General features: G+C 65.9%; 28 protein-coding genes and 1 tRNA gene. 22 read left to right on the forward strand and 7 right to left on the reverse strand.

Features of this window, described 5'->3' with window-relative positions; all coding sequences use genetic code 11:
• Positions 1 to 20 precede the first annotated feature (20 nt).
• The 13 genes from recN to H0193_RS02345 all read left to right on the forward strand — a co-directional run bounded on the left by recN (position 21) and on the right by H0193_RS02345 (position 12,997).
• Positions 21 to 1,748: a DNA repair protein RecN gene (gene recN, locus H0193_RS02285; protein ID WP_181888375.1), complete on the forward strand. Its 1,728-nt coding sequence runs from the start codon at positions 21 to 23 to the stop codon at positions 1,746 to 1,748.
• Positions 1,749 to 1,800: 52 nt separating this feature from the next.
• Entirely contained in the window at positions 1,801 to 3,033 is a 1,233-nt protein-coding gene (steA, locus tag H0193_RS02290; RefSeq protein WP_181888376.1) for a putative cytokinetic ring protein SteA, read from the forward strand.
• Positions 3,034 to 3,047: 14 nt separating this feature from the next.
• The gene (locus H0193_RS02295) at positions 3,048 to 3,896 is read left to right on the forward strand and encodes a copper transporter (RefSeq protein WP_181888377.1); all 849 of its coding nucleotides are present in this window, start codon (positions 3,048 to 3,050) and stop codon (positions 3,894 to 3,896) included.
• Positions 3,897 to 3,915: 19 nt separating this feature from the next.
• Positions 3,916 to 4,563 (forward strand): NUDIX domain-containing protein, encoded by a 648-nt coding sequence (locus tag H0193_RS02300; RefSeq protein ID WP_181888378.1) that lies wholly within the window; start codon positions 3,916 to 3,918, stop codon positions 4,561 to 4,563.
• Positions 4,564 to 4,566: 3 nt separating this feature from the next.
• Complete coding sequence (xerD, locus tag H0193_RS02305) at positions 4,567 to 5,487, forward strand: site-specific tyrosine recombinase XerD (protein ID WP_181888379.1); 921 nt, start codon at positions 4,567 to 4,569, stop codon at positions 5,485 to 5,487.
• A 45-nt stretch (positions 5,488 to 5,532) separates the two neighbouring features.
• Positions 5,533 to 6,636 carry a hypothetical protein gene (locus H0193_RS02310; protein ID WP_181888380.1) on the forward strand — a complete coding sequence of 368 codons (1,104 nt, stop codon included), beginning with the start codon at positions 5,533 to 5,535 and terminating at the stop codon, positions 6,634 to 6,636.
• Between the two features lie 61 nt (positions 6,637 to 6,697).
• Entirely contained in the window at positions 6,698 to 7,567 is an 870-nt protein-coding gene (locus H0193_RS02315; protein WP_181888381.1) for a ParA family protein, read from the forward strand.
• Positions 7,567 to 8,388, forward strand: a complete 822-nt coding sequence (locus tag H0193_RS02320; RefSeq protein ID WP_181888382.1) for a segregation/condensation protein A — start codon at positions 7,567 to 7,569, stop codon at positions 8,386 to 8,388. The genes H0193_RS02315 and H0193_RS02320 overlap by 1 nt, the downstream gene beginning before the upstream one ends.
• A gap of 40 nt (positions 8,389 to 8,428) precedes the next feature.
• Entirely contained in the window at positions 8,429 to 9,001 is a 573-nt protein-coding gene (scpB, locus tag H0193_RS02325; RefSeq protein WP_181888383.1) for an SMC-Scp complex subunit ScpB, read from the forward strand.
• Between the two features lie 11 nt (positions 9,002 to 9,012).
• A complete protein-coding gene (locus H0193_RS02330; protein ID WP_181888384.1) occupies positions 9,013 to 9,942 on the forward strand; it encodes a pseudouridine synthase in 930 nt (309 codons plus the stop codon).
• Positions 9,943 to 10,644 carry a (d)CMP kinase gene (gene cmk / locus H0193_RS02335; protein WP_181888385.1) on the forward strand — a complete coding sequence of 234 codons (702 nt, stop codon included), beginning with the start codon at positions 9,943 to 9,945 and terminating at the stop codon, positions 10,642 to 10,644. It abuts the gene before it with no gap.
• Positions 10,645 to 10,733: 89 nt separating this feature from the next.
• Positions 10,734 to 12,278, forward strand: a complete 1,545-nt coding sequence (gene der, locus H0193_RS02340; protein WP_181889574.1) for a ribosome biogenesis GTPase Der — start codon at positions 10,734 to 10,736, stop codon at positions 12,276 to 12,278.
• Positions 12,279 to 12,283: 5 nt separating this feature from the next.
• Positions 12,284 to 12,997 (forward strand): CE1 family esterase, encoded by a 714-nt coding sequence (locus H0193_RS02345; RefSeq protein ID WP_181888386.1) that lies wholly within the window; start codon positions 12,284 to 12,286, stop codon positions 12,995 to 12,997.
• Here the strand turns inward: H0193_RS02345 and H0193_RS02350 are convergent.
• Complete coding sequence (locus tag H0193_RS02350) at positions 12,994 to 13,776, reverse strand: methyltransferase domain-containing protein (protein WP_181888387.1); 783 nt, start codon at positions 13,774 to 13,776, stop codon at positions 12,994 to 12,996. The genes H0193_RS02345 and H0193_RS02350 overlap by 4 nt on opposite strands.
• A 20-nt stretch (positions 13,777 to 13,796) precedes the next feature.
• Here H0193_RS02350 and H0193_RS02355 point away from each other — a divergent pair, with 20 nt between their 5' ends.
• The 4 genes from H0193_RS02355 to H0193_RS02370 are packed head-to-tail and all read left to right on the forward strand — an operon-like array spanning position 13,797 to position 17,269.
• Positions 13,797 to 14,738, forward strand: coding sequence for a PHB depolymerase family esterase (locus H0193_RS02355; RefSeq protein WP_181888388.1), 942 nt, complete (start codon positions 13,797 to 13,799; stop codon positions 14,736 to 14,738).
• Between the two features lie 48 nt (positions 14,739 to 14,786).
• Positions 14,787 to 15,752, forward strand: coding sequence for a diacylglycerol kinase family protein (locus H0193_RS12500; protein ID WP_181888389.1), 966 nt, complete (start codon positions 14,787 to 14,789; stop codon positions 15,750 to 15,752).
• A gap of 43 nt (positions 15,753 to 15,795) precedes the next feature.
• The gene (locus H0193_RS02365; protein WP_070474044.1) at positions 15,796 to 16,332 is read left to right on the forward strand and encodes a gamma carbonic anhydrase family protein; all 537 of its coding nucleotides are present in this window, start codon (positions 15,796 to 15,798) and stop codon (positions 16,330 to 16,332) included.
• A 55-nt stretch (positions 16,333 to 16,387) separates the two neighbouring features.
• Positions 16,388 to 17,269, forward strand: coding sequence for a 3-hydroxyacyl-CoA dehydrogenase (locus H0193_RS02370; protein WP_181888390.1), 882 nt, complete (start codon positions 16,388 to 16,390; stop codon positions 17,267 to 17,269).
• Here H0193_RS02370 and H0193_RS02375 read toward each other — a convergent pair.
• The 6 genes from H0193_RS02375 to H0193_RS02400 form a co-directional block, all read right to left on the reverse strand.
• Positions 17,266 to 18,495: a type II toxin-antitoxin system HipA family toxin gene (locus H0193_RS02375; RefSeq protein WP_181888391.1), complete on the reverse strand. Its 1,230-nt coding sequence runs from the start codon at positions 18,493 to 18,495 to the stop codon at positions 17,266 to 17,268. The genes H0193_RS02370 and H0193_RS02375 overlap by 4 nt on opposite strands.
• A 2-nt stretch (positions 18,496 to 18,497) precedes the next feature.
• Entirely contained in the window at positions 18,498 to 18,794 is a 297-nt protein-coding gene (locus tag H0193_RS02380; RefSeq protein WP_181888392.1) for a helix-turn-helix domain-containing protein, read from the reverse strand.
• Between the two features lie 155 nt (positions 18,795 to 18,949).
• Positions 18,950 to 19,198 carry a hypothetical protein gene (locus H0193_RS02385; RefSeq protein ID WP_181888393.1) on the reverse strand — a complete coding sequence of 83 codons (249 nt, stop codon included), beginning with the start codon at positions 19,196 to 19,198 and terminating at the stop codon, positions 18,950 to 18,952.
• Positions 19,199 to 19,287: 89 nt separating this feature from the next.
• Positions 19,288 to 19,361, reverse strand: a tRNA-Pro gene (locus H0193_RS02390).
• Positions 19,362 to 19,459: 98 nt separating this feature from the next.
• Positions 19,460 to 19,858, reverse strand: coding sequence for a YchJ family protein (locus H0193_RS02395; RefSeq protein WP_181888394.1), 399 nt, complete (start codon positions 19,856 to 19,858; stop codon positions 19,460 to 19,462).
• The gene (locus H0193_RS02400; protein ID WP_181888395.1) at positions 19,858 to 21,084 is read right to left on the reverse strand and encodes a bifunctional alpha/beta hydrolase/OsmC family protein; all 1,227 of its coding nucleotides are present in this window, start codon (positions 21,082 to 21,084) and stop codon (positions 19,858 to 19,860) included. Before H0193_RS02400 ends, H0193_RS02395 begins: the two co-directional genes overlap by 1 nt.
• 109 nt (positions 21,085 to 21,193) lie before the next feature.
• Here H0193_RS02400 and secA2 point away from each other — a divergent pair, with 109 nt between their 5' ends.
• From secA2 to H0193_RS02425, 5 genes are all read left to right on the forward strand, one after another.
• On the forward strand, positions 21,194 to 23,485 hold the full coding sequence (gene secA2 / locus H0193_RS02405) for an accessory Sec system translocase SecA2 (protein ID WP_181888396.1): 2,292 nt from the start codon (positions 21,194 to 21,196) through the stop codon (positions 23,483 to 23,485).
• A gap of 87 nt (positions 23,486 to 23,572) precedes the next feature.
• Positions 23,573 to 23,998 carry an oxoglutarate dehydrogenase inhibitor Odhl gene (gene odhI, locus H0193_RS02410; protein ID WP_181888397.1) on the forward strand — a complete coding sequence of 142 codons (426 nt, stop codon included), beginning with the start codon at positions 23,573 to 23,575 and terminating at the stop codon, positions 23,996 to 23,998.
• A gap of 20 nt (positions 23,999 to 24,018) precedes the next feature.
• A complete protein-coding gene (gene ftsR, locus H0193_RS02415; protein WP_392398988.1) occupies positions 24,019 to 24,780 on the forward strand; it encodes a transcriptional regulator FtsR in 762 nt (253 codons plus the stop codon).
• Complete coding sequence (locus tag H0193_RS02420) at positions 24,780 to 25,340, forward strand: bifunctional nuclease domain-containing protein (RefSeq protein ID WP_181888398.1); 561 nt, start codon at positions 24,780 to 24,782, stop codon at positions 25,338 to 25,340. The genes ftsR and H0193_RS02420 overlap by 1 nt, the downstream gene beginning before the upstream one ends.
• Before the next feature lie 127 nt (positions 25,341 to 25,467).
• On the forward strand, positions 25,468 to 26,025 hold the full coding sequence (locus tag H0193_RS02425) for a MerR family transcriptional regulator (protein ID WP_181889576.1): 558 nt from the start codon (positions 25,468 to 25,470) through the stop codon (positions 26,023 to 26,025).
• The last annotated feature ends 71 nt before the right edge of the window (positions 26,026 to 26,096 follow it).

Consider the following 26,096-nt stretch of genomic DNA (forward strand, 5'->3'; position numbering starts at 1 on the left):
TCTGACAGGGAGGCACGTTTTTGCTCGCTGAGATTGCTATCTCCAACCTTGGTGTGATCCGCCATGCCTCGGCTGAGCTTTCGCCGGGGCTGACCGTGCTCACTGGCGAGACGGGCGCTGGTAAGACGATGGTGGTCACGGGCCTGCGCCTGCTCACCGGTGGCCGGGCGGATGCCTCACGCGTGCGCACCGGCGCGGACGGCGCGGTGGTGGAAGGCGCGTTCGGCACCGAAGAGCTGCCGGAGGAGATGCGCGAAGCCGTCGGCGCGATAGCCGCGGGCGCTGGCGCAGAAGCTGACGAAAACGGCGAGTATTTGGTCTCGCGCTCGGTGAAGGCCTCGGGGCGCTCCAGCGCGCACCTGGGCGGGCGCAAGGTGCCGGCGGCGACGCTGAGCGAGCTGGCGGGCCACCTGCTGACCATCCACGGCCAGAACGACCAGTTGCGGCTGATGGCGCCGGAACAGCAGTTGGCCGCACTTGACCGTTTCGACCCGGCTATTCAGGCCAAACTGGACGCGTACCGCGAGGCGTACACCGCGTGGCGAGCGGCGGCGAAGGATTTGAAGGAACGCACGGAAAAGCGCCTGGAGCTGGCGCAGGAGGTAGACCGCCTCCAGTTCGCCATCGACGAGATCGATGCGGTGGCCCCGCAGGCTGGCGAGGACGAGGAGCTGGTTGCCACCATCAACCGTCTCCAGGATGTGGACGCCTTGCGCGAGGCCGCCGAGACCGCGCTTATGGCTATCGACGGCGCGGACGCCGTCGGCGGTGTCGGCGGGGAAGAGGAACCCGCCTCCGACCTGATCGGCCGCGCGCAGGCGGCGCTAGAGGGAGCCAGCGACCAGGACCTGCGTGATCTGGGGGCCAGGCTGGGCGAGGTCGCCGGCGTGCTCTCGGACGTTTCCGCGGAGCTGGGCAGCTACACCGGCAGCCTGCCGTCCGACCCGGAGGAGTTGGAGCGGCTCCTGCAGCGACAGCAGGAGATCAAAGGTCTGACCCGCAAGTACGCCCCGGATGCGGCAGGGGTGGTGGCGTGGCGCGACAAAGCTGGGGCACGGTTGGCGAAGATCGATACGTCGGAGGGTGCCGTCGAAACGCTGAAGGCGAAGGTTGCCGAGCTGGAGCAGGCGATGACAAAGCACGCCGCCGCGTTGACGAAGGCGCGCACGAAGGCCGCGGGCAAGTTGGGCGAGGCGGTGACCGAGGAGCTGCACGGGCTGGCGATGCCGAAGGCGCAACTCACGGTCAACGTCGCGAAGGCGCAGTACGGCCGCGACGGGGCCGACACGGTGGAGATCCTGCTCGCGCCGAATAGCGCGCTTGAGCCGAAGCCGCTGGCCACGAGCGCGTCCGGCGGCGAGCTGTCGCGCGTGATGCTCGCGCTCGAAGTGATCCTGTCCGAATCCTCCAGCGGCGCGACGCTGGTGTTCGACGAAGTGGACGCAGGCGTGGGCGGGCGCGCGGCGGTGGAGATCGGACGGCGTCTCGCGCGGTTGGCGCGCGGCAACCAGGTCATTGTGGTCACGCACCTGCCGCAGGTCGCGGCGTATGCCGACACGCACCTGCACGTGTCCAAGGACATCGGCGACGTGGCTGTGACCTCCGGTGTTGCGGCGCTGCAACCGGAGGAGCGCATCGAGGAGCTGGCCCGAATGATGGCGGGCATGGACGATTCGGACACCGGCCGCGCCCACGCCGCGGAACTCTTCGAGCGCGCGCAGGGTGAGGTGGAGCAGTTGCGCGGATAACTCCCCGCGCGCCTCCCCGGTTCAGGCAGGTCACCGTTGCACAATGGTGCGCATGACTGCTGCACCCTCCACCCAAGACCCCACGAAGGAACCGCCCGCGGCCGAGCTGCGCGGCACCTTGCGCGACTGCACCCCGCAGGGCAAGGGCCTTGGCAGGCTCAGCGAGGGCGACATCGTGTTCGTGGACGCCCCCGACATGCAGCGCCGTTTGGCGGAGCAAATCATTGCGCGGCGCCCGGCCGCGGTGGTCAACCTCGCGCCGTACTCCACCGGCACGCTTCCCACGTTCGGGCCGCATTTGCTTCTCGACGCAGGCGTTCCGCTGTTCGAGGCGGCAGGCACAGACATGCGCGGAAAGATCCGCGACGGCAAGAAGGCCGTGGTCTCACCGACCGGCCAAATCACCGTGGGACGCAAAGTTGCCGGCCAGGCACAGCCGGTGACCCGCACCGAAGTGGACGCCACGTTCGCCCAGGCCCAACGCGGTTTGGTGGAAAACATGGAGGCCTACTTCGGCAACACCATCGAGTTCATCCACTCGGAGGCGGCACTGCTCATCGACGGCGTGGGCGCCCCGGAACTCGGCGACATCATGGCCGAGCGCAAGGTACTGGTGGTCTCGCCTGCTGCCGACACGCGTCAGCGTCTGGAGGAGCTGAAGAACTTCATGCAGGAGTACACGCCGGTGGTCATCGGCGTTGGCTCCGCGGCGGACACGCTGGCGTCCATGGGGTACGCGCCGGACGTCATCGTGGGGGACCCGAAGGACGTGGCCTCGGAGAACCTGCGCTCCGACGCGAAGGTGATCCTGCCGGCGGAGCCGGACGGATACGCGCCCGGGTTGGAGCGCATTCAGGATCTCGGAGTGGGCGCGATGACCTTCCCGGCGGCGACGGATTCGCCGACGGACCTGGCCATTTTGCTGGCCACATTCCATGACGCCGAGATGATTGTCACCGTCGGCCAGCCGGTGGAGCTGGACCGCATCTTCGCGGATTCGGCTACCACCGCGGGCACCCCGGCAACGGAACCGGCGGCGCTGCTCGCGCGCCTGAAGGCGGGGCGCAAGATCGTGGATTCCACCGTGATCACCAACCTCTATGCCGTCGAGTCCGGTGCGGGTGTGGCGTGGGCGTGGGCGATCCTCGGCGTGCTCGTTGCCGCCGCGGTGGTGATCCTGATCGCCGGCCTGGGCGGCGACGGCAACTTCGCCGACAACCTCGTAGACACCTGGAACACCATCGCGCTGACGGTGCGCGGCTGGTTCGACGGCTGGACCAGCTAGGAGGGCAGTGGCAGATGGCGAAGACTAAAGGCAGGGCCGGGCTGATTGCGGCCGGTTTGGGTTGGGGCGCAGCGCTGGGTATTGCGCTGGGCGCTCTCGTGCTGGTTCCGGCGATGCCGGGCGAGGTTGACCTCGGCTTTTCCGAATTCAAGGCCGACGCTCCGGCCAAGCCGGACGCGGACGACTCCGAACTCACTGAGGCGGAGGCACGTGCGGAAGAAGCAAACGACTTGTTGGCCCAGGAGTCCGGCTCCATCGTCTCCGGTGCCCTGAAGGACGTGCCGGTGACCATTGTGCGCACCGCCGCGGCGGACGCTGACGATGTGGAGTCCGTGCGCTGGTTGCTCAACGCCGCTGGTGCCTCCGACTCCGGCGAGCTGACCTTGACGGAGCGCTTCACCGACCAGGCGGGTGCAGACGAGCTGTCCAGCATTGTCGCCAACACGCTGCCTTCGGGCGCGAAACTGTCGGTGGAGGAACGCTCCCCAGGGCTTCATGCAGGCGAATCTCTCGCGACCGTGCTTTTCGACGACGGCACCAACGGCGAGTCCAAAACCCTGCCGGCGGACCGCACCTTGGTGCTGGACACGCTGCAGCAGGCTGGATTTATCGAGTTCAACGGTTCTATTGTGCCCGCTGGCGCAGTGGTGATTGTGGACGGGCCGTCGCGAGGCACCGACTTCGGAGCCAAGGTGTTGGGCGATTTTGCCGAGGCACTCGGCGCGGAAGGCAAGACTGCGCTTGCGTCTCAGGGCACTGAGCCGGATGCGATCGACGGGGTGAAGACTGTCGGCGGCGTGGACTACGAGGCAGGACGCATTAAGTCCGTGCTTGCAGTGTCTAGTGGTGGCGGCGAGGCCTAAGGCTCGTAGGCTGGTTGCCATGAGCCACGAATTCACTGTCACTGGGTCCGAAGTTGTCCTCGACGCGCCGATCATCGCGGTGCGCCGCGACCAGGTGGTCATGCCGGGTGGCAACGAGGCCGCGCGAGAAATTGTGGAGCACTTCGGTGCTGTCGCTGTGGTCGCGCTGGATGAACATGGCCGTGTGGCGCTGGTGGAGCAGTACCGCCACACCGTCGGCGAGCGCCTGCTGGAGCTTCCCGCCGGTCTGTTGGACATGCACGCCGAAGACGAGCTGACCTGCGCGAAGCGCGAGCTGCAGGAGGAGGCAGGCCTGGCTGCGGACGAGTGGGGCGTGCTGGTGGATCTGGTCACCTCACCGGGCTTCGCGGAGGAGGCGGTGCGGGTGTTCATCGCCCGCGGCCTGCACGAGGTGGAGCGCCCCGAGCCCGAATACGAGGAGGCCGACATGGACTTTTCGTGGGTGGACCTGGAGGATGCCGCGGATATGGCGTTGCGCGGCGAGGTGGTCAACTCCATCGCGGTCTCCGGCATCCTCGCGGCCGTGCGCCTGGTTGCGCGGGGTGATGCGCCCCGGCCTATCGACGAGCCGTTCCGCCTGCGCCCGACTTCCCTGGCCGCACGTCGCGCCAAGCACGGCGTCGTGCCGGACATGAAGCGGATCTAGCAGGTGGATGCGGAGGCGCTGGCGCAGCGTTGGCTGACCCATCTTGCCGTTGAGAGGGGAGTCTCACCCCACACGTTGAGCAACTACACCCGCGACGTGAACCGCTACACCACGTGGTTGGCGGCTGCGGGCAAGACGGATTTGCGCAAGGTCACCTCCACCGACATCGAGGCCTACGTGGCGGATCTGCGCCGCGGGGTGGACGGGGCGAAGCCTCTGGCCGCATCGTCGGCAGGGCGGGCGCTGACCGTTGCGCGCGGCCTGCACAAGTTCGGGGTGGAAGAGGGCGAGCTGCCGGCGGATGCGGCGGCAGAGGTCTCCCCGCCGCAGACCGGCGAGCGGCTCCCGGACACCTTGAGCATCGAGGAGGTGGCAAAGCTTCTCGACGCCTGCCCGACCGAGACCCCCTCCGGCCTGCGCGACAAAGCACTGCTGGAGACGCTCTACGCAACCGGCGCCCGCGTCTCCGAGGTGCTGGGTTTGAGCGTCGACGATGCAAACGCTGCTTTAGACGGCGAGTACGGCGGCGTGCTGGCGGTAACCGGTAAGGGCAATAAGCAGCGTCTGGTGCCGCTGGGGTCGAAGGCGCAGGAGGCGCTGGAGGCGTATTTGGTGCGCGGCCGGCCGGCGTTTGCCAACGGGACCTCGCACGCGCTGCTGTTGAACAAGCGAGGCGGGGCGTTGTCCCGCCAAAGCGCGTGGAATGCGATCAAGGCAGCGGCGGCACGGGCGGGCATTGAGAAGGACATCTCGCCGCACACGCTGCGCCACTCCTTTGCCACGCACCTGCTGGAGGGCGGGGCGGACGTGCGAAGCGTCCAGGAACTCCTCGGGCACGCCTCAGTGACCACCACGCAGATTTACACCCACATCACAGCCGATAACCTGCGTGAAGTTTGGCGCAGCACGCACCCGCGTGCGTAGACTCGGCTGCTTGATTGACGTACGCAATTAACGGGAGAACTAACCATGCGACCCGCATCCTCGAAAACGCACAGCACGCGCCGCGCTGCGCTGCTCGCCGTGCCCGCCGCGCTGCTTCTCGCGGCTCCGCTCGCTCCGGTGGCGAATGCGCAGCTTCCGGGCGGCATGAGCCCGGAGGAGATACAGTCCATGATCCCCGGCGAAATCTCCGTGCCAGCCGGTGAAAGCACGACCGTGGACGTGGGCGTTCCAGTGGACGTGAACTATTCCTCGGGCGGGTGGACGGTGACGTCGTCCGGCACGTCCGTGACCGTGAGCGCGCCGAACCAGCCCGGTGCGACCGCCGCCGTGCCGGCAAGCGCTGGCGGCTACTCGGCGACGGTGAACCTGGTCGCCGTCGGCGACGGCTCCGCGGATGTCGGCGGGGACTCTGGCGAGTCCGGTCAGTCTGGTCAAGGTAGTCAGTCCGGCGGCTCCGGCGGGGGAGTAGGCGGTGCCGCTGCCGGCGGCTCGGACACCCCCGAAGGTGAAGGTGCAGCTGGTAGCTCCGGTGGCGGCGCCGGGGAAGGCTCCGGCAACCAGGGTGGCGAGGCTGGCAGCGCCCCGGCAGCGGCGCACCCGTCGCGCTCCAAGGCGGAGCCCGCCGACGATGCCGCCGCGACGAAGCTGTACTTCGACGGTGAGATCCAGGACAACAAAATCGTGGTGAAGGTGCCGCTGAGCCGCGTCAAGGACCTGATGAAGTACGCCAGCTACGACACCGAGGGCGCGACCCTGCGCTACTTGGACGTCAACGGACAGGTGATTGAAGGCGTCGAGCGCAAGGTGGACAAAACCAGCCGCACGATCACCCTGACCTACCCGGAAGGCGAAACACCGGACAACCCGTTCATCATGGAAGTCGTGCGCGACGGCAAGGCGGACTTCGTCGCGGTGATCACCTCCACCAACGTGCCGGTCGAAAAAGCCGGCGACAGCAACGAGGACAACCAGTACGGCAACTACGCGAACCAGGATGGTCAAGGACGAGGCGTTGACGAAGGGTCGTCGATAAGCGATGTAGCGCCCCTCGCAATCGCTGGAGCTGCGTTGCTGGCCGCGATCGCGCTGTTGATTGTGTTCCTGCGCCGGAGGCGCAGGCGGGCGTAATGACAACGTTGTAAGATGACGGAAGTCAAGGGTTTGGACGTGATTGAGGGAAGGACCGGCCATGGCGGACGAGGCGCTGTTTGACGCTGCGGACCAGAAGACGTTTCTGACCGGGCGGCCGTGGCGTGAGTTCGCCAAGCCGAAGGAGCTGGACAAGCACGGTCCCGCAACGGTGATCTCCATGGTTAACCAGAAGGGCGGGGTGGGCAAAACTACCTCCACGATCAACCTCGGCGCGTGCCTGGCCGAGCAGGGCCGCAAGGTCCTGCTGGTGGACCTGGACCCGCAGGGCGCGCTTTCCGCTGGCCTGGGCGTGTCCTACGAGGAGGACCAGGTCACGGTTTACGACCTGCTGTTCGACAACACCGCCAGCATCCACGCCGCGATCAACACGACCAATGTCTCCGGCTTGGACGTGGTCCCCGCCAACATCGACCTGTCGGCGGCGGAGATCCAGCTGGTCAATGAGGTCGGCCGCGAGCACACCCTGGCGCGCGCGTTGCGCCCGGTGCGCAACGAGTACGACTTCATCATCCTCGACTGCGGGCCCTCCCTCGGCCTGCTCACCGTCAACGCGCTGGCGTGCTCGCACGGCGTGATCATCCCGATGGAGTGCGAGTACTTCTCCCTGCGCGGCCTGGCGCTGCTCACGGACACAGTGGAGAAGGTGCGCGACCGTATCAACTTCGACCTGGACATCGTGGGCATCCTGGTGACCATGTTTGACCGCCGCACCACCCACGCCCGCGAGGTGATGGACCGGGTGGTGGAGGTCTTCGGTGAGCGTGTCTTCGACACCGTGATCACCCGCACGGTCCGTTTCCCAGAGACGTCTGTGGCCGGCGAGCCGATCATTACCTGGGCGCCGAATTCCCAGGGCGCGGACCAGTACCGCAACCTGGCGCTCGAGGTGCTGGAGCGCACCAGCTAGTGGCAGCGGCCGCGCCCGAGCAGTACCCCCAGCCGGAGATCACCGGGTTCACCCTGGCTCTGCAGAACTTCGAGGGGCCGTTCGACCTGCTGCTCACCCTGATCCAGTCAAAGAAACTGGACGTGACAGAGGTGGCGCTGGCCGAGGTGACCGACGAGTTCATAGCCTACACGCGCGCGCTCGGAGAGACAGAAGCGTTGGATGAGGTCACCGAGTTCCTCGTCGTGGCGGCCACCCTGCTGGACTTGAAGACCGCGCGGCTGCTGCCGGGCAACGACGGCGAAAACATTGAGGACCTGGAGCTGCTGGAGGCGCGCGACCTGCTGTTCGCACGCCTGCTGCAATACCGCGCCTACCAACGCGTGGCCGACCAGTTCGCGGAGTGGCAGAAACACGCGCTGCGGCGCTACCCGCGCGCAGTGTCCATGGAACCGCGGTTTGTGGACCTGCTGCCCCCGGTAGACCTGGGGCACACCCCGGCAAGTTTTGCCGAACTGGCGGCCAGCGTGTTTCGCCCCCGCCCTCCGGAGGAGGTGCGCACCGACCACCTGCACGCGCAGGCGGTGTCCGTGCCGGAGCAGGCCGGCAAGATCTTGGAGACGCTGAAACTCGCTGGCAGCGGCTCGTGGCTCACGTTCGCGGCGCTTACACGGGACTGCACCCGCTCCATGGAGGTGGTGGGCCGCTTCCTGGCGCTGTTGGAGCTGTACAAAGCCAAAGCCGTGGAAGCGGAGCAACCCGAAGCGCTCGGGCGCCTGGACGTGTCCTGGACCGGGCTTGACGTGGACCCGGCCGTGGTCGCGGCCTCGAACTGGACGTAGGCACACAGCGGGGAGACGGCGACCGATACACTGCCGAAGCATGGATAGCTTGCCCATGGTTTCCCAGCTGCGTTCACGCATCGAGTCGGTGCTGCTGGTCATCGACGCACCCGTCGCGGTGGAGGAGCTGGCAAGTGCGCTCGGCGCCACCGACGAAGAGGTGTCCGACCAGTTGCGCGAGTTTGCCCGCGAGCTGGATGAGCGCGGCTCCGGCATCGACCTGCGTGAGACGGCGGAGGGCTGGCGTTTCTACACCCGCACCGACAACGCCGACGCGGTGGAGGCTTTCCTGCTGGACGGCACGCAAAAGAAGTTGTCGCGCGCGGCGATGGAAACCCTTGCGGTGGTGGCCTACCGCCAGCCGGTCACCCGCGCGCAGGTCGCTGGCGTGCGCGGGGTCAACGTGGACGGCGTGATGCGCACGCTCGCGCTTCGCGGTCTCATCGCGGAGGTGGACCCGGGGGAGGCCGGGGAAGAAGTCCCGGATCACGGCGCGCACCGCTACGTCACCACCGAGTTGTTCTTGGAGCTACTCGGCATCGATTCTCTCGAGCGGCTACCGGAGCTTGCGCCGCTGCTTCCGGACATCGATTCCATCGAGGATGCCTGGTAAACTCCCGGGGCATGACACCACCCGCTCGCCGAGATGGCACACCGGAAAAGCGTGGGAAGGACGATACGTTCTACATCTCCTACGCCAAGCCGGCTAAGAAACAGCATGTTCGCCTAGACAAGAGGCGCCAGAACGCCGCGAAGAACCAACCGAACCCGCTGGATGATAACTGGTGGGACGAAGACCCGGCCGCAGCGAAAGTGGCGGCCGAGGGTGTCCGCCTGCAAAAGGTGCTCGCGCAGGCGGGCGTCGCTTCCCGTCGTCACGCGGAGGCGATGATCGAGCAAGGCCGCGTCGAGGTCAACGGTGAAATCGTGACGCGCCAGGGGATGCGCGTGAACCCGAACGTGGACATCATCCGCGTCGACGGCGCCCGCATCAACGTCAATGAAGATCACGAGTACTTCGTGTTCAACAAACCGCGCGGCGTGCACTCGACCATGAAAGACGAGATGGACCGCGTCTCCGTGGGCTCTTACCTGGCCGAGCGCACCGCGTCTGGCCAGCGCCTGTTCCACGTCGGCCGCCTGGATGCGGACACAGAAGGCTTGCTGCTGCTCACCAACGACGGCGAAATGGCCAACCGCCTGACCCACCCGAAGTACGAGGTGGCCAAGACCTACTTGGCCACGGTGCTCGGCGAGGCGAACAACGCGGTGGTCAAGCAGCTCAAAGAGGGCATCGAGCTTGACGACGGCCCCGCGAAGGTGGATTACGCGCAGGTGGTGGACGTGCATAACGGCCAGTCCATCATCCGCGTGGAGCTGCACGAAGGGCGCAAACACATCGTCCGCCGCATGCTGAAGCAGGCCGGATACCCGGTGCAGCGCCTGGTGCGCACGAAGTTCCACACGGTGCAGCTCGGCGACATGAAGCCGGGCTCCATGCGCGCGCTGAACTCCTCCGAGCTGGCGTCGCTGTACAAGGCGGTGGGGATGTAAATGGCTGACACACTGTCCAACACGGCAAACGGCGGGCTCATCGTGGCTGTGGACGGGCCTTCGGGCACCGGCAAATCCACCATGTGCCGCGCGCTGGCGAAGCGCCTGGACGCGAAATACGTGGACACCGGCGCGATGTACCGCGTGGCCACCCTGGCTGTGCTGCGCGCGGGCGTGGACCCGGCGGACACGGCGAAGGTGATTGAGGCGACCGCGGACCTGCCGCTGCAGGTCTCCGACGACCCGGATTCCACCGAGGTGCTGTTTGCCGGCGAGGACGTCAAGGGAGAAATCCGCGGCGCCGAGGTGACCAAGCACGTCTCAGCCGTCTCCGCCATCCCCGAGGTGCGCGTGAACCTGGTGGAGCTGCAGCGCAAACTGGCCCGCGAGGCTGGCCGCGCGATCGTGGAAGGCCGCGACATCGGCACGGTCGTGCTGCCGGACGCTCCCGCGAAGGTGTTCATGACCGCGAGCGCCGAGGTGCGCGCGAAGCGCCGTTACGACCAGGACATCGCGGCGGGGCGCGAGGCGGACTATGACGCGGTGCTTGCGGACGTGCAGCGCCGCGACCAGGCTGATTCCTCCCGCGCGACCAGCCCGCTCAAGCCCGCCGATGACGCGGTGCTGGTGGACACCTCCGAGATGACGCCGGACGAGGTTCTGGCGGCACTGACTGAGGTCGTGGAGAGGAGCGCACGATGAGCGAGTGCAACAGCAACTCCAACGGCGAGCACCTCGAGCCGGAAACCCAGTTCATCCAGCCCGGCATCGACCGTTCCGGCTACACGGACATGGATGCGTACGTGGTTGGCGCCGACAGCGCCGAGTACTACGAGAACAAGGACTTCAACGCTGAAGAGGACCTGCAGGGCTTCGAGGACGCCGGCATTGACGAGTCCGAGTTCGGCGAAGCGGACTTTGGCGAGGGCTACGACTCCGACGACGAGCTGACCGAGGATGAGTGGGCAGAGCTCGAGGCCGAGTACGGCATCGCTCAGCCCGACGTGGTCACCGAAGCGCTGCCGACGGTCTCCATCGTTGGCCGCCCGAACGTGGGCAAGTCCTCGCTGGTGAACCGCTTCATCGGCCGCCGCGAGGCTGTGGTGGAGGACCACCCGGGTGTCACACGCGACCGCGTCAGCTACATCACCGACTGGGGCGGGCGCCGCTTCTGGGTGCAGGACACCGGCGGCTGGGACCCGGACGCGAAGGGCATCCACGCCGCGATTGCCCGCCAGGCGGAGGCCGCGATGGCCACCTCCGACGTCATCGTCATGGTGGTGGACTCGAAAACCGCCATCACTGAAACGGACGCGGTGATGGCCCGCAACCTGCAGCGCTCCGAAGTGCCGGTGATCCTGGTGGCAAACAAGTTCGAGTCCGACAGCCAGTGGGGCGACGTGGCCGAGTTTTACTCGCTCGGCTTGGGCGACCCGTGGCCGGTCTCCGCGCTGCACGGCCGCGGCGGCGCAGATGTGCTCGACGAGATCCTGCGCCTGTTCCCGGACGAGCCGCGCGTGAAGGAATCCATTACCGGCGGCCCGCGCCGCGTGGCGCTGGTGGGCCGGCCGAACGTGGGCAAGTCCAGCCTGCTGAACAAGCTGACCAGGTCCGACCGCTCCGTGGTAGACAACGTGGCCGGCACCACCGTGGACCCGGTGGACGAGCTCGTGCAGCTGGACGAGGACTTGTGGACCTTCATCGACACCGCCGGCCTGCGCAAGAAGGTGAAAAACGCCCAAGGCCACGAGTACTACGCGTCGCTTCGCACCCGCGGCACCATCGAGGCCGCCGAGGTGTGCGTCGTGCTCATCGACGCCTCGGAGGAAATCTCCGAGCAGGACCAGCGCGTGATCTCCATGGTGCTGGAGGCCGGCAAGGCCATGGTCATCTGCTTTAACAAGTGGGACCTCATGGACGAGGACCGCCGCTACGACTTCGACCGCGAGTTCGACGAGACGATGGGCCAGCTCAAGTGGGTGACCAAGCTGAACATCTCCGCCGACACCGGCCGCGGCCTGCACCGCCGGGAGCCGGCGATGAAGGAGGCGCTGGAAAACGGGGACAAGCGCATCTCCACCGGCCAGCTGAACAACGGGCTGCGCGACGCGATCGCGGCGAACCCGCCGCCGATGAAGAACAACCGCCTGCCCAAGCTACTGTTCGCCACCATGGCCAGCACCCGCCCGCCGACAATCGTGCTGTTCACCACCGGGTTCTTGGACGCCGGTTACCGCCGCTACCTAGAGCGAAAGTTCCGTGAGCAGTTCGGCTACCACGGCACCCCGGTGCGCATCGCGGTGCGCGTGCGCGAGCGCCGCGGGAAGAAGGCCTAGGGCCTATGCGGCAGCGCACGGTGGAAGTCGACGGCGTTGAGCGCAGCTACCACGTCTGCGTTCCCGCGGGTCACACCGGCGCGCTGCCGGTGATCGTCGCGCTGCACGGTAAAGGCGACAACGGCCGCGATTTCCTCGCCGGCACGGGCTTGCACCGGGCGCGCGCCATCGTCGCAGCACCCACGGGTGCGGGCCTCGCCTGGTCGCCCGCACCGTATGCGCGGACCACCTTCGACGAGGATCAAGCGTTTGTGCGTGCGCTTCTCGACGACCTCCGGTCCACCTTCGCCACCACCAACACCTACCTGGTCGGCTTTTCCAATGGCGGTGGGCTGGCAGTGCACCTGAGTCTGACCGGCCTCGAGCTCGCAGGGGTGGCCACCGTGGCCGCCGCGGTGCGCGCAACACCGGACGAGATCGCCGCCGCCCGACGACCGGTGGATTACCTGAACATCCACGGCACATTCGACGACGTGGTGCCGTTTGCCGGCGAGCAGCGCTCCCCGTACAGCGGAGCAGAAGACGACACCACTTATGGCGCACCGGAGGTGGTGGCGGCGTTTGAGCGGCGCAACGGCGGCCGCGCCCGCGCCGAGTTAATTGCGGTGGAGGGCATGGGCCACGAATGGCCCACCGGCCCGTGGGCTGCCCGGCGCGGTGTGGACGCCACTGAAGCGATCCTGGAATTCTTCGGGGTCGAGTACAGCCGCGCCGGCTAGGCGCGCTGGTAGACGAACGCGTCGGTGCGATACGGCAGCGGGATGGTGTCGCCGCGGTCGAAGCCGAGGCGCTCGTAGAGGTACCAGGTCAGGTTAGCCTCCATCTTTGCGCGGGTGCGCTGGTTCGCTTTCAACCAGTAGGAGCGGGTGGCCATGAGCTCGAAGCAGTCTTCCACGGCGATGGGGTGCAACCATTCCTGGCGCAGCTCGTTTTCCAGCTGCCAGGGGGAGGCGACCTCCGGGTAGAAGCCCTCGCGCTGCACGTCGCCGGAGTGCATGATGCGGCTGAGCCGCAATACCCAGGGGTGGCGCACGGCTAGCGTGTTCCAGCACAGTACGAGGCGGCCGCCGGGACGGATCACGCGGTCCGCCTCTCGGCTTGCGGCGTGCACATCCACCCAGTGCCAGGTTTGCGCGCACGTCAGCGCGTCGACGGAGTCGTCTGCGAGTCCGGTCGCTTCGGCGGTGGCGCGCCACACGGGTACCGCGGGCAGCACCGTGTGGAAGACCCGGGTCATGTCGTCGCTGGGGTCGCAGGCGAACACGGATCGTGAATCGTCGCAAAGCAATTGTGTGAACTTGCCGGTACCTGCACCGACGTCGCAGACGGTGCCGGGGCCGACGAGCTCTCCGAGTGCGGCTGGGTAGGTGGGGCGTGCGGCGTCGTAGCGGGTTGCGTCGCGGGTGAACGCCTCGGCCGCGCCGCTGCGGTGCGCGGAGTTTCTGAACCTCGGTCCCGCTTTCCTGCTGGGTCCTGGCTGTGTTCCGCTCGCGTGCACGATGGTCTAATCTACCTTGCGTGTTTTACCGCCCAGTGATCCGCGCCGCGGCCGCCATTGGCTTAGCCGTAACCTGCTTCACCGTCGCAGGATGCGCGGGTGACGCGGCGCGGCTGCGCACTGCGATCACCACGCAGCCGGATGCGCCCGAGGACATTGTCCGGGAGGTGGAGCCGTGGACGGATCCAGCAATTGAACGCAGGCAGACGACCTCGGCCGGGCTGAAGCGCGACTACATCCTTTCGGTGCCGCGGGGCGCGAAGCAGCGCGAACGGCTGCCGCTGATCCTAGTGTTCCACGGCTATAAGGAGGACGCGGACCGGATCATGCAGCACTCCCAGCTGGACAAAGCGGACGCCGTAGTGGCGTTCATGGACGGCGTCGGCGAAGCGTGGGCGCCCGCCCCGTACGCGGAGACAACCGGGGAGCAGGACCTCGCGTTCGTGGACGACGTGCTCTCACAGCTCGAGGGCGAGTACTCCATCGACCGCACCCGGATTTTCGCCGCCGGGTTCTCCAACGGCGGCGGGTTTGCGGCCTTTGTGGGTTGCCAACGCCCGCAGGCGTTCAGCGGCATCGCCACGGTGGCGGGCGCGTTTTACCAGCGCGTCGCAGAAGGGTGCTCGAGCATCCCGATGAAGCACGTCGACTTTCACGGCACGGCCGACCCGGTCATCTCCTACGACGGCGGCGAACGCCACGAGACGGTGTACAACTCCACACCGGAGATGCTCGAGGAGGCCGCGGTGCGCAACCACTGCGCGGTGCGCAGGGAAGACGTCGAGATGTCGCACACGGTGACAATGCTGAGCTGGGACGACTGCGACGCCGCGCTGTCGCACTACCGCATCGAGGGTGGGCCGCACGTATGGCCCGGCGGCACCTCCGACAACACAGGCCTGGTGTCCAAGGGGTTTGCCACCCGCACGCTGCTGGAATTCTTCGGCGTCGGCATGTCCTAGCCGCGCGGTGCGCCGCGGTCGAGCGCCGTCACCGCTACCATAAGGCGCGTGAGTGACGCGTCTAAGCCCCGGGTGACGGTGGTGTACAACCCCGTGAAAGTCCACCTCGAACGGCTGCGCCGGGCGGTAGAACGCTACGCCTGGGAGGGCGCGGACATCGAGTGGGCGGCAACGACCACCGAGGGACCCGGGTTTTCCCAGGCTGTCCGCGCGCTCGAGCAGGGTGCGGACTTGATCATCGCTGCCGGCGGCGACGGCACGGTGCGCATGGTCGCGCTAGCTGTGTCAGGTTCGAAGACACCGATGGCGATTGTGCCGGCGGGCACCGGCAACATGCTCGCGCGCAACCTCGGCGTGCCGCTTCTGCTAGAGGCGGCGGTGCACCGGGCGTTTTCCGGCACTGACCGGCTCATCGACCTCTGCCGCGCCGAAATGGTCTACCCGGATGGCCGCACCGAGCACTCCGGCTTCGCGGTCATGGCCGGCGTCGGCGTGGATGCGGGCATGATCCACCGCACCCGCGAGAGCCTCAAGGCCGCCGTCGGGCCGCTCGCGTACGTGCCGGCCGTGTTCCAATCGCTCGGCGGCGGCAACAGCGTGGACGTGGACATCACGCTTGATAGCGACCCATCGGTAGCCACCTCGTTGCACACCTGCATCGTCGGCAACTGCAGCGACCTGGTGGGCGGGATCCCGCTGTTGCCGGACGCGCAGCCTGACGACGGGGTACTCGACGCCGTGGTGCTGCGCGCCGAGGACGTCACCGACTGGGCGGGCATCGGCGGCAAACTCGCGCTGGACACCGTGCGCGGCGGCATTAACGCGCTGCTGCCGAGCGAGGTGCAGCCGCGCCCGCCGGCGTCCCTGCCGCCGAGCATGGAGTACCTCGAGGGACGCCGTATCACCCTGGAGTTCGCCGAGCCCGAGCAGCTTGAGCTCGACGGCGACGCCGCCGGCGCGGTCAGTGCCGTGACCTTCGACGTGATGCCGGGCACCCTGCGGATGGTGTGCTGAGCGCCGCGTGCCGTCGAGTAGCAGCGAAGGCACAATGGTGGCCATGATCTACAGCTTTGAAGGCGCAACCCCGCAGATCCACCCCTCGGCGTTTATCTCCGACGAGGCCACCATTATCGGCAACGTGACCATCGGCGAAGACGCGAACATCTGGCCCGGCGTGGTCATCCGCGGCGACGTGGGCGCGATCCGAATCGGCAACCGCGTCAACGTCCAGGACGGCTCCGTGCTGCACGTGGACACGGACGGGGAGACCGTGCTGGAAGACGACGTCACCATCGGCCACCTGGCCATGGTGCACGGCTGCCACATCGAGCCCGGCTGCCTGATCGGCATGAGCGCGACCGTGCTGTCGCGCTCGCGCGTGGGCAAAGGCAGCATCGTCGGCGGCGGGGCAGTGGTGCTCGAAGGCCAAGAGCTGCCGGAGTTCTCTCTGGCGGCCGGCGTGCCCGCCAAAGTGAAGCGCACGCTCGAGCCGGACACCTTCGAGGCCAGGTTGCGCCACGCGGCGTACTACGTGGAGCTGGGCCGGCGGGCGGCGACCGGTTTGGTGCCGGTGGAGCGAGACTCGCTCACGTAAAAGTTCACAGTGAAATCGTCGTCAAAGTCACGCAATGAGGCGTAATGTGACGAGTATGACATTCAATAACGTAACAGTACTTGGTGCAGGTGTCCTGGGCGCGCAGATCGCTTTTTGCTCCGCGTTCGCGGGTAAGAAGGTTGTGTCCTACGACATCAACGAGGAGGCCCTCGCGGCCGGCAAGAAGCGTTTCGACGCTATCGGCGAACAGATGAAGGCGGAGCTCGAGTCCGCTAACGACGAAACCATCGCGGCAGCGCACGCGAACGTGACGCAGACCTCAGATCTGAAGGAAGCGGTAGCGAACGCGGACCTAGTTATCGAGGCGATCCCGGAGAACCTCGAGCTGAAGCGCAAGGTCTGGGCTGAGGTGGGGGAGTACGCCCCGGATACCGCGGTGTTTGCCACCAACACCTCCACGCTGATGCCGAGCAAGTTCGCAGACGCGACGGGCGCGCCGGAGCGTTTCTTGGCGTTGCACTTTGCCAACCACATCTGGATCCAGAACACCGCCGAGATCATGCCGCACGAGGGCACTGACCCGAAGTATGTGGACCAGCTTGTGGAGTTTGCGGAGCAGATCAACATGGTGCCGGTCCCGCTCAAGCGCGAGCAGCCCGGCTACGTGCTGAACACCCTGCTGGTGCCGCTGCTCAGTGCCGGCATGTACCTGCTGCACCACGACATCGCTGACCCCGTCGACATCGACCGCGACTGGTGCAACTCCACCGGGTCCCCGCGCGGGCCGATTGAGATCATGGACCTCGTCGGCGTGCGCACCTTGGTCGCCGTGATCGAGTCCAACGACAACGCCCCGCAGTGGCAGAAGGACTTCGTTGAGACGACGCTGAAGCCGATGGTCGCAGAAGGTAGGACCGGCCTGGAAGCTGGGCAGGGCTTCTACACCTACGACGCGAACGGCAAGATCGTGTCCTAAGCGCGGCGCTCGCGGATAAGCTGTTGAGCTCGCTGCAGATGCTCTCCGTCAAAACCAGGCGCAACCTGTTTGTCCTCGGCGACGGCGATTTGGTTTCTGCGTGCGAGCTCTTTCCATTGCTTCACTGCGTCGACTGCGCGGCTGAGTCGCTCGATGGCTTGAGCGTCATTGAGACCAAACCAGCCCGCGGCGCCAATGAGCGTGTCTACCGAATCGTCGCCGACAACGTCCACTGAGGTGGCAAAATTGGTTTTGGTGGTGGCGGGCGTGATATCGAAAACAGGTGAGAGCTGCCACGCACCACCTACGCGAATGAATCCGTGGTTTCGCAGATGGTTATCGGTATTGCCCACCAGCAGGTTGATCGCTGCCCTGCTGAAAAGCTCGGCCGCGGAATCGCCATTGATGCTCAGCAGCCGAAGCTCCTCAGCGATCTCGACCATGGATGCACGGTCGCCGTCCGTGCGATTGAGCAGCGTCATTGCGGACATGTAGGGGATACGGGCTTCGCTTCCATCCTCGCCGTAGGCCCGGTCGAACCTTTCCAGAAGCAATACGGACCGCCCATTAATCTCCAAGAGTCTTGAACTCGGTGTGTTGATGCCCGCAAGTTCTGCGATATCCAAACAAACCTTTTCCCAGGCAACCGCGTCGATAGTGTCCGCGGATGACGAGAATTTCGCCATCATCAGCTTGCCTCCGTCATCAATGACTGTCGCTTTCGGACGGGCTCCGCCCAGAGAGGATCCGGCAACGGCGATGCGCCTCAAGGCATCCACTGCATCATCGCCTTCCTCAACGGCGCGCGAGGCACGCTCAATGTCAGCGAGGTTCACAAGTTTGGGCACCCGGCTGCTCGGCGATTGGGTCACCCCGTTCACTTCGAAGCGCAACGCTCCTAGGCGAAGGCGATCGTCGACACCGAGAAGGTAGTCGACCTCGGTCGGCTGTTCACCCCGCCGCGCAAACTGTTTTTGAATGAGCATCCGCCCCCAGCGATCCGGAGCAGAATCGGAAAGCGCGGTGGGCAGGTGCCCGCGATCAGAGAAAAGAGGCTGCTTTCCGCTGTGAAGGGGAAGCGCGGGGCTGATCGCGTACGCGCCTGGATGTTGTATCCACTCCTTTTCGTACTCGAGCGTCCCACCGTGCTGATGCGGAAAATAGGTTGCGACGGAGATCTTGCGGTCCTCGATCTCCGTCCAGATGCCTATAGACGTGGGTGCCATGGCTAAATCATCTGCTCAATCAAAGCCCGACCGCGATCATGTTCCATCGGATCAACCGCGTCTCTCACCCGGTCAAGCAGTTGAAACGCACGGCATACCCGGAGGAAGTTTTCCAGCGTCGCGCCGTGGCCTTGCTCTAGGCGACGCAACGTGGACACGCTCACGTCGGCGCGGTAGGCGGCCTGCTCGATGGTAAGGCGATTAAGGCGACGCCAGCGCTGCAGATCGTCGCCGATCTCGATAAGCCCACCTTCGACCGCACGAGGGGTCCGACGGCTACTCACTTTTGACGTATCCATGTCAATATTCTGTCATATTTGATTAGTTAATGGATGGGGCTAAGCGGTAGCACGGGTACGCGGGAGACTCCAATTCTTTCCGAAAGTAGCTACCTAGGTTTCCGCGATTTCACGAAGAATTGCGCGATTGCTGATCCAAATTGGGCTGCGGGAGTTCAGCAATCAGTCATCGTCAGGCAAATGCCAGCCATGCGCAGTGTGTTTTGGGGGTTCCACGGCTTACCGTCGTCATGCTTTTTGTGGTGTACTTCGTCGAATCGGTCTAGAAGTTCGCGCCAATCCTCACGTTCGTAGTCAACACGAACCTTTTCCCGTTCTTCGTTCCAATCCTCATCGGAGAGCGATTCAATCCATTCTTCGCTGTATTTCTTTATCCCAAACCCGAACAAGCGACTTACCTCCATTGAAACTCTTTCAAGATCGAATCTAGTCGAACGAGCCAGCTTCTCGAATGCGAAAAAAGAAACCCCCGAACCCCCAGAAGAAAACTTTGTCGGACTGACAGGATTTGAACCTGCGACCCCCACACCCCCAGTGTGGTGCGCTACCAAACTGCGCCACAGCCCGATCCGCTACCTAATCGGTAACTGCGCAAATATTACAGCACTGTCATACGGACCCAAAAACCGGCAGGTCACCAGACAGTCACTGCCGACATCCTAGGTTTAGCGGACCACGCCGTCGACGTAGACCCATCGACCGGCGCGGCGCTCGAAGCGGGAGCGTTCCCGCATGACGCCGCCGGGGTGGTGGGCGGCGAACTCGACTACGCCCTCGGCGTCGAAAGGCCCGCCGCCGGCGGTATCCAGCACCTGGAGCTGGGAAAACGGCTCGCCGGAGGGATCCACGGACAGATCCGCCGGCCGGGTCTCATCCGCCCAAGTCGATGCCACGTAGGAGCCCGCGCCGCGCACGTAGGCGGTGTAGCGCGAGCGCATCAGCGTCTCAGCGGTGGGCGCCGCGGCAGCGCCGTTGATGTAGCGCCCGCAGCACGCCTCGTACGGCAGGCCCTGCCCGCAGGGGCACACGGCCCGCACGTCCGCCCACAGCCCGGATTCAGCCATTACTTGCCCAGGCGCTCCGCGCGGTGGAGCTTGTTCTGGCGGCGTCGGCGTTCAAGCGAGGCGGTCTCCGCAGCCGTTTCAATCTCGCCCTTGGCTACGTAGCCGTCCACGGTGGAGGACGCACCCGCGGCGCGCAGGGTCTCCACCTCGTCGTCCGTCAGGTCGCCGTAGAGGGTGATCAGGCGGGTGAAGGTGCCGTCGCCGTTGTGGTTGACTTCCACGCGGACGTCGTCAAGCTGCATGCCCTTGGCGGCCTCGCGCACCGCCTGCGAGCAGCTGACGGCGAGCGCGGACATGTACAGGCCGGTGGAGGTGACGCCCTGGCCCTTGCCGCCGGTGTTCTTGGAACGGTCGGTGGTGATCGCGCGGTCGGAGGTGCGCACCACGTCGCCGTACTTCGTGCCGCGCGCGGAGTAGGACACGGCGTTGGTGTCCGTGGTCTTCGCCGGGACGAACAGCGGCTGGATGTACTGCTGCGCCCAGGAGCCGATGATGTCCGCGGCGCGATGCGCGGTGCCCTGGCGGGTGAGCAGGTGGTCCGCTTTGTCCAGCGCCATCAGGGACTTGGGGTAGCGCGCCAGGGAGAAGATGTTCTGGGCGTTGTCGATGCCGACGGTGACGTCGATAGGCGAGTGCACGACAAGCAGCGGCTTGCGCAGCTTGGGCAGGTACTCCTCCGGGTTGGTGTCGGCGAGGTCCTCGAGGAACTCGCGCGAGATGGTCAGCTCGCGGCCGCCGAGCACCACCCCGACCGAGCCGTTCGCATCCGCCTCGCCGATCGCGTGGGCGTAGTGCAGCACCGAGTGCGCCGGGTCGAAGGGTGCGCCGACGGTGGCCACCGCCTTGATCATCTTCTTCAGCTCCGGGCGGGTGGCGGCCTTTAGCGTGGCGGCGCCGCCGAGGGAGTGGCCCATGAGCAGCTGCGGGGCCTTGTAGTTCTCCTCCAGCCACAGGGCGGCGGCGACGATGTCGTCCACATTCTCGGAAAACGAGGTGTCTTTGAAATCGCCCTCGGACTGGCCCAGGCCTGGGAAGTCGAATCGCAGGGTGGCAATGCCGTGCTCAGTCAGCCGCTTGGCAATGCGGGAGGCACCGGGCGTGTGGCGGGAGCCGGCGAAGCAGTGGGCGAAAATGGCGTAGGCCTGCGCGGGTCCGTCGGGGCGGTCGATGGTCGCGGCCATCATGTGGCCTTTCGACGACGGAACTTTCACGTTCATAGACAGCATGGGTAGCCGTGTCCTCCTGCGGCTCGGCGGTTCAACGCAACGGTTACTTTCGCTGCAAGACTAATCGTCGCACCAACGGTTTGGCACGTTGGCGTTATTCTTACCTCTTATGGGCAAGTTTGACTGGTTCTGGAAGGCCATGGGCTCCACCACGGAGCGCAACAATAAGAAGTCGAAGGCCGTTGTCGCGGACGCGCATGGGCTGATCGGGGAGCTTTCGCTTCTCGACGATGCTTCGCTCGCCTCCGCAGTCGCCTCCACCGTGCGCGACGGTGCCATCGCCGACAAACCGCGTTTTTTGGCCGGGTTGTCCGTCGCCTCCCAGCGCACCCTGGGCATGACGCCGTTCGAGGTGCAGAACCAGGCTGTGCTGCGCCTGCTGGAGGGCGACGTGATCCAGATGGCCACCGGCGAGGGCAAAACGCTCGTCGGCGCGATGGCCGCCACCGGGTTCGCGTTGCAGGGCAAGCGCGTCCACCTGATCACGGTGAACAACTACTTGGCCGCGCGCGACGCGGAGTGGATGCGCCCGCTCGTGGAGTTTTTCGGGTTGACGGTGGCGGCGGTCACGGAGTCGTCGACACGCGAAGAGCGCGTGAGCGCCTACCGCAGCGACGTCATCTACGCGCCGGTGACCGAGATCGGCTTCGACCACCTGCGCGACAACCAGATCACCTCCCGCGAGCTGACCGTGCAGCCGCCTGCCGACGTCGCGCTGGTCGACGAGGCGGACAGCGTACTCGTCGACGAGGCCCTCGTGCCGCTCGTGCTCGCCGGCTCCGAGGGCTCCAAGCAGGCCACCGGCCAGATCACCGAAGCCGTGTCGAAACTGGACGAAGAGACCGACTACACCATCGACGCCGATGGGCGAAACGCCTTCCTCACCGAGGACGGCGCGGCGAAGATCGAACGGCTTTTGGGCATCGACTCGCTCTACTCGGACGAGCACATCGGCACGACTCTCGTGCGTGTGAACTTGGCGCTGCACGCGAAGGCCTTGCTGATCCGCGACGTGCACTACATCGTCGACGACGGCAAAGTCGCGCTTGTGGACGCCTCCCGCGGGCGCGTGGCGGAGCTGCAGCGCTGGCCCGACGGCCTGCAGGCCGCGGTGGAGTCCAAGGAGGGGCTGGACGTGTCCGAAGGCGGGCGCATCCTGGATTCCATCACTTTGCAGGCGCTCATGCGCCGCTACCCGCTGGTGTGCGGCATGACCGGCACCGCGGTGGAGGCGACCGACCAGTTGCGCAGCTTCTACGGCCTCCGCGTGTCTGTGATTGACCGCGCCAAGGAGCTGCAGCGCTTCGACGAGGCGGACCGGATCTACGCCACGATGGAGGAGAAGAACTCGGCGATCGTCGACGAGATCGAGCACATCAACTCCACCGGCCAGCCGGTGCTGGTGGGCACACACGACGTGGCGGAGTCCGAGGCGCTGGCGGAAGCGCTTCAGGCCCGCGGCATCGCGGTCAACGTGCTCAACGCGAAAAACGACGCGGAGGAGGCGCGCATCATCGCCGAGGCCGGCGATGTGGGACGCGTGACCGTCTCCACGCAGATGGCGGGCCGCGGCACGGATATCCGCCTCGGCGGCGCGGATGAACGCGACCACGACAAGGTGGCCTCGCTCGGCGGCCTGGCCGTGATCGGCACAGCCCGCCACCGCACCGCGCGCCTAGACAACCAGCTGCGCGGCCGCGCCGGCCGTCAGGGCGACCCGGGGCTGAGCGTGTTCTTCGTCTCCCTCGACGACGACATTGTCACCTCCGGCGGCGACGGGGAGCAGTTCTCTGCTCAGCCGGAGCCGGACGGACGCATCACGGGCAACCGCGCCCAAAGCTTCATCGAGCACTGCCAGCGCGTCACCGAAGGCCAACTCCTGGAGATCCACTCACAGACCTGGAAGTACAACAAGCTGCTGGCGGACCACCGAGACATCCTGGACGAACGGCGCGCCGCGTTGCTGGACACGGACACCGCGTGGCGCGAACTGTCGGAGCGCTCCCCGCAGCGCGCCGCCGAGCTTTCGCACCTGCCGCAGGACGTGCTCGAGCAGGCGGCCCGGGAGATCATGCTGTTCCACCTGGACGCCGAGTGGTCCGAGCACCTGGCGCTGATGGACGATGTCCGCGAGTCCATCCACTTGCGCGCCATCGCCCGCGAAACGCCGATCGACGAGTACCACCGCATCGCTGTGCGCGAGTTCAAGGACTTGGCCAACCGGGCGGTCGCCGCGGCGGTAGAAACATTCAACACCGTGGACATTGACGCCGACGGCGCGCACCTGGCGGACGCAGGCTGGAAGCGCCCGAGCGCGACGTGGACGTACATGGTGTCCGACAACCCGCTGGCGGGTTCCGGCAACTCAGTCATTTCCGGTATCGGCAACATTTTTCGCTAGGCATTATCCGGTAGCCGCCCCTCGCGGCGGGCCGGACGCTATTATGGCGAGAGATCTCAACCACGACTCGAAAGTCAGGAGTTACCCATGAGCGACAACACGCCGCAGAACCAGGTCGAAACCACCTCGGTATTCCGCGCAGACCTGCTCAAGGAGATGGAGTCCGGAGCTGCGACGTCTGCGGACTCCGCCGCCGGTGCGGACCAGCTGTCGGATGGGGAGGCACTCCTCGTAGTCAAGCGCGGCCCGAACGCGGGTGCGCGTTTCCTGCTGGACCAGGATTCCACCACTGCGGGCCGCCACCCGGAGGCCGACATCTTCCTCGACGACGTGACCGTGTCCCGTCGTCACGCAGAGTTCCGTCGCAACGAGGGCGGCTACGAGGTCGTGGACGTGGGCTCGCTCAACGGCACCTACGTCAACCGCGAGCCGCGCAACTCCCAGGAGCTGACCAACGGCGACGAAATCCAGATTGGTAAATTCCGTCTGGTCTTCATCACCGCCGGCAACTAGTTAGAGAAGAGTTCGATCACGTGAGCGCAATCCGTCAAACGGCACCAGCCGCTACCCCCGCGAAGCCGGCGAAGGCCGCCAAGGCAACCAAGACCGCGAAAACGATGTCCATCGGCGTGGTGCTTGAGCGTCTGCGCACCGAGTTCCCGGACGTGACCGTCTCCAAGATCCGCTTCCTCGAGTCCGAGGGGCTGATCACTCCGCAACGCACCGCCTCCGGCTACCGCCGCTTCACCGAGGAAGATGTGGAGCGTCTGCGCTACATCCTGGTCACCCAGCGCGACAACTACCTGCCGCTGAAGGTCATCCGCGAGCAGCTCGAGGCGATGGATTCCGGCCACGTCACCGCGATCCTTACCGCCGGCGAGTCCGAGCCGATGATTTCCCCAGAGAACTTCCGCGCGCCGTCGGCGACGCAGCTGACCGACGCGGACGTGGCCGAGCAGGCCCAGGCGGATCCGTCGACGGTGGAGGAGTACATCAAGGTCGGCCTGATCACCCCGGATGCCGCCGGGCTGTTTACCGCCGACGACGTCCGTACCGTCACCACCGCACTGTCGCTGTCCGAGTTCGGCTTCGACGCCCGCCACCTGAAGACGCTGCGCACCGCGGCGGCCCGTCAGGCCGACATGATCAACCAGGTTGCGGAGCCGGTGTCGAAGTCCGGCAAGGTCACCGCGAAGCAGAAGGCCGAGGAGATCGGCCAGCAGATGTCCGCGCTGGTCGTGTCCCTGCACGCGTCGCTGGTGAAAAACGAGCTGCGCAAGCAGCTGGGGAGCTAATGGAGGCCGTCAACCTCATCGGCGTGTTTCCGGTCGGCCCGGAAGATTTCCTCTGCGCCCTGCTGCAGCGCCCCACGAACGGCCGGTGCATTCCCGTGTGGCTGCCGCCGATGGAGGGCGCTGAGCTGGCCATGCGCCTAGACGGGTGGGCCCCGAACCGACCGCGTCCCGTCGACGCGATCGCGGAGCTTATCCGCACCTCCACTAACGGAGCGGACAGCCTTGAGCTGTCCAGTTACGTCGACGGCACCTTTATGGCCACCCTGACCATCTACGGCGGCACCGAGATTGACCTGCGGGCGTCCGACGCGCTGTTGTTGGCCGAGGAGCTGGACATGGAGCTGACTGTCGACGACACGGTCGCCGCCCAGGCCTCGGTGTTCTTGTCGCAAGAGGACGCGGAGCGCTACCTGCAGGCGGAGATCGAGATCGAAGATTTCACGGAACAGTCCGCCTCCGCCAGCGGCGACGCCCAGGCCGACGCGGACTTCGAAGCGTTGATGCGCAGCCTCGGAGTCGACAACTCGGATTTGGGGGAGGATAACCCCGAGGAGGGGTAAAACCCTCAAGTAATCCTTGAGAGTTTCGGCGTGTTACGCATGTGACTATTGACCAGCTACGTATGCTTACCCTTTAATAGTCATTAGGCTTCGAGCTAACTTTCATGGGAGTAATTACGTGAGCATCATCGAGGAAAACCAGGACGGCCTGTTCGACGCTGTGCAGGAGTCGCTTTTCGACGTCGGCCCGTCCGACGAAGTCGGCTACCGCGTGCCGATCGCCTGCCAGGTCGCCGGCATCACCTACCGCCAGCTCGACTACTGGGCACGCACCGGCCTTGTGCGCCCGTCCATCCGTGGCGCTAAGGGCTCCGGCTCTCAGCGCCTGTACTCCTTCAAGGACATCCTGGTCCTGAAGATCGTCAAGGGTCTGCTCGACACCGGTATCTCGCTGCAGAACATCCGCCTCGCAGTGGACAAGCTGCGTGACCGCGGTGTGTCCGACATCGCCGAGATCACCCTCGTCTCCGACGGCGTGACCGTCTACGAGTGCCGCTCCAACGAGGAGATCATCGACCTCCTCGGCGGCGGCCAGGGCGTGTTCGGCATCGCCGTGCCGCAGATCATGAAGGAGCTGACCGGCACCATCTCCGCGTTCCCGTCGGAGCGCGTCACCGAGGACGACGCCGACAACGTCATCGGCTTCGACGAGCTGGCGGACCGCCGCCGTCGCAAGACCTCCTAAATGAAGCGTTTAGGCCCGGGCTGGGATCACTCCCACCAGCCCGGGCCTTTTTCTATGTCCTCGCCGCACAG

It is taken from the genome of Corynebacterium haematomassiliense, assembly GCF_013978595.1.
Classification (GTDB): domain Bacteria; phylum Actinomycetota; class Actinomycetes; order Mycobacteriales; family Mycobacteriaceae; genus Corynebacterium; species Corynebacterium lehmanniae.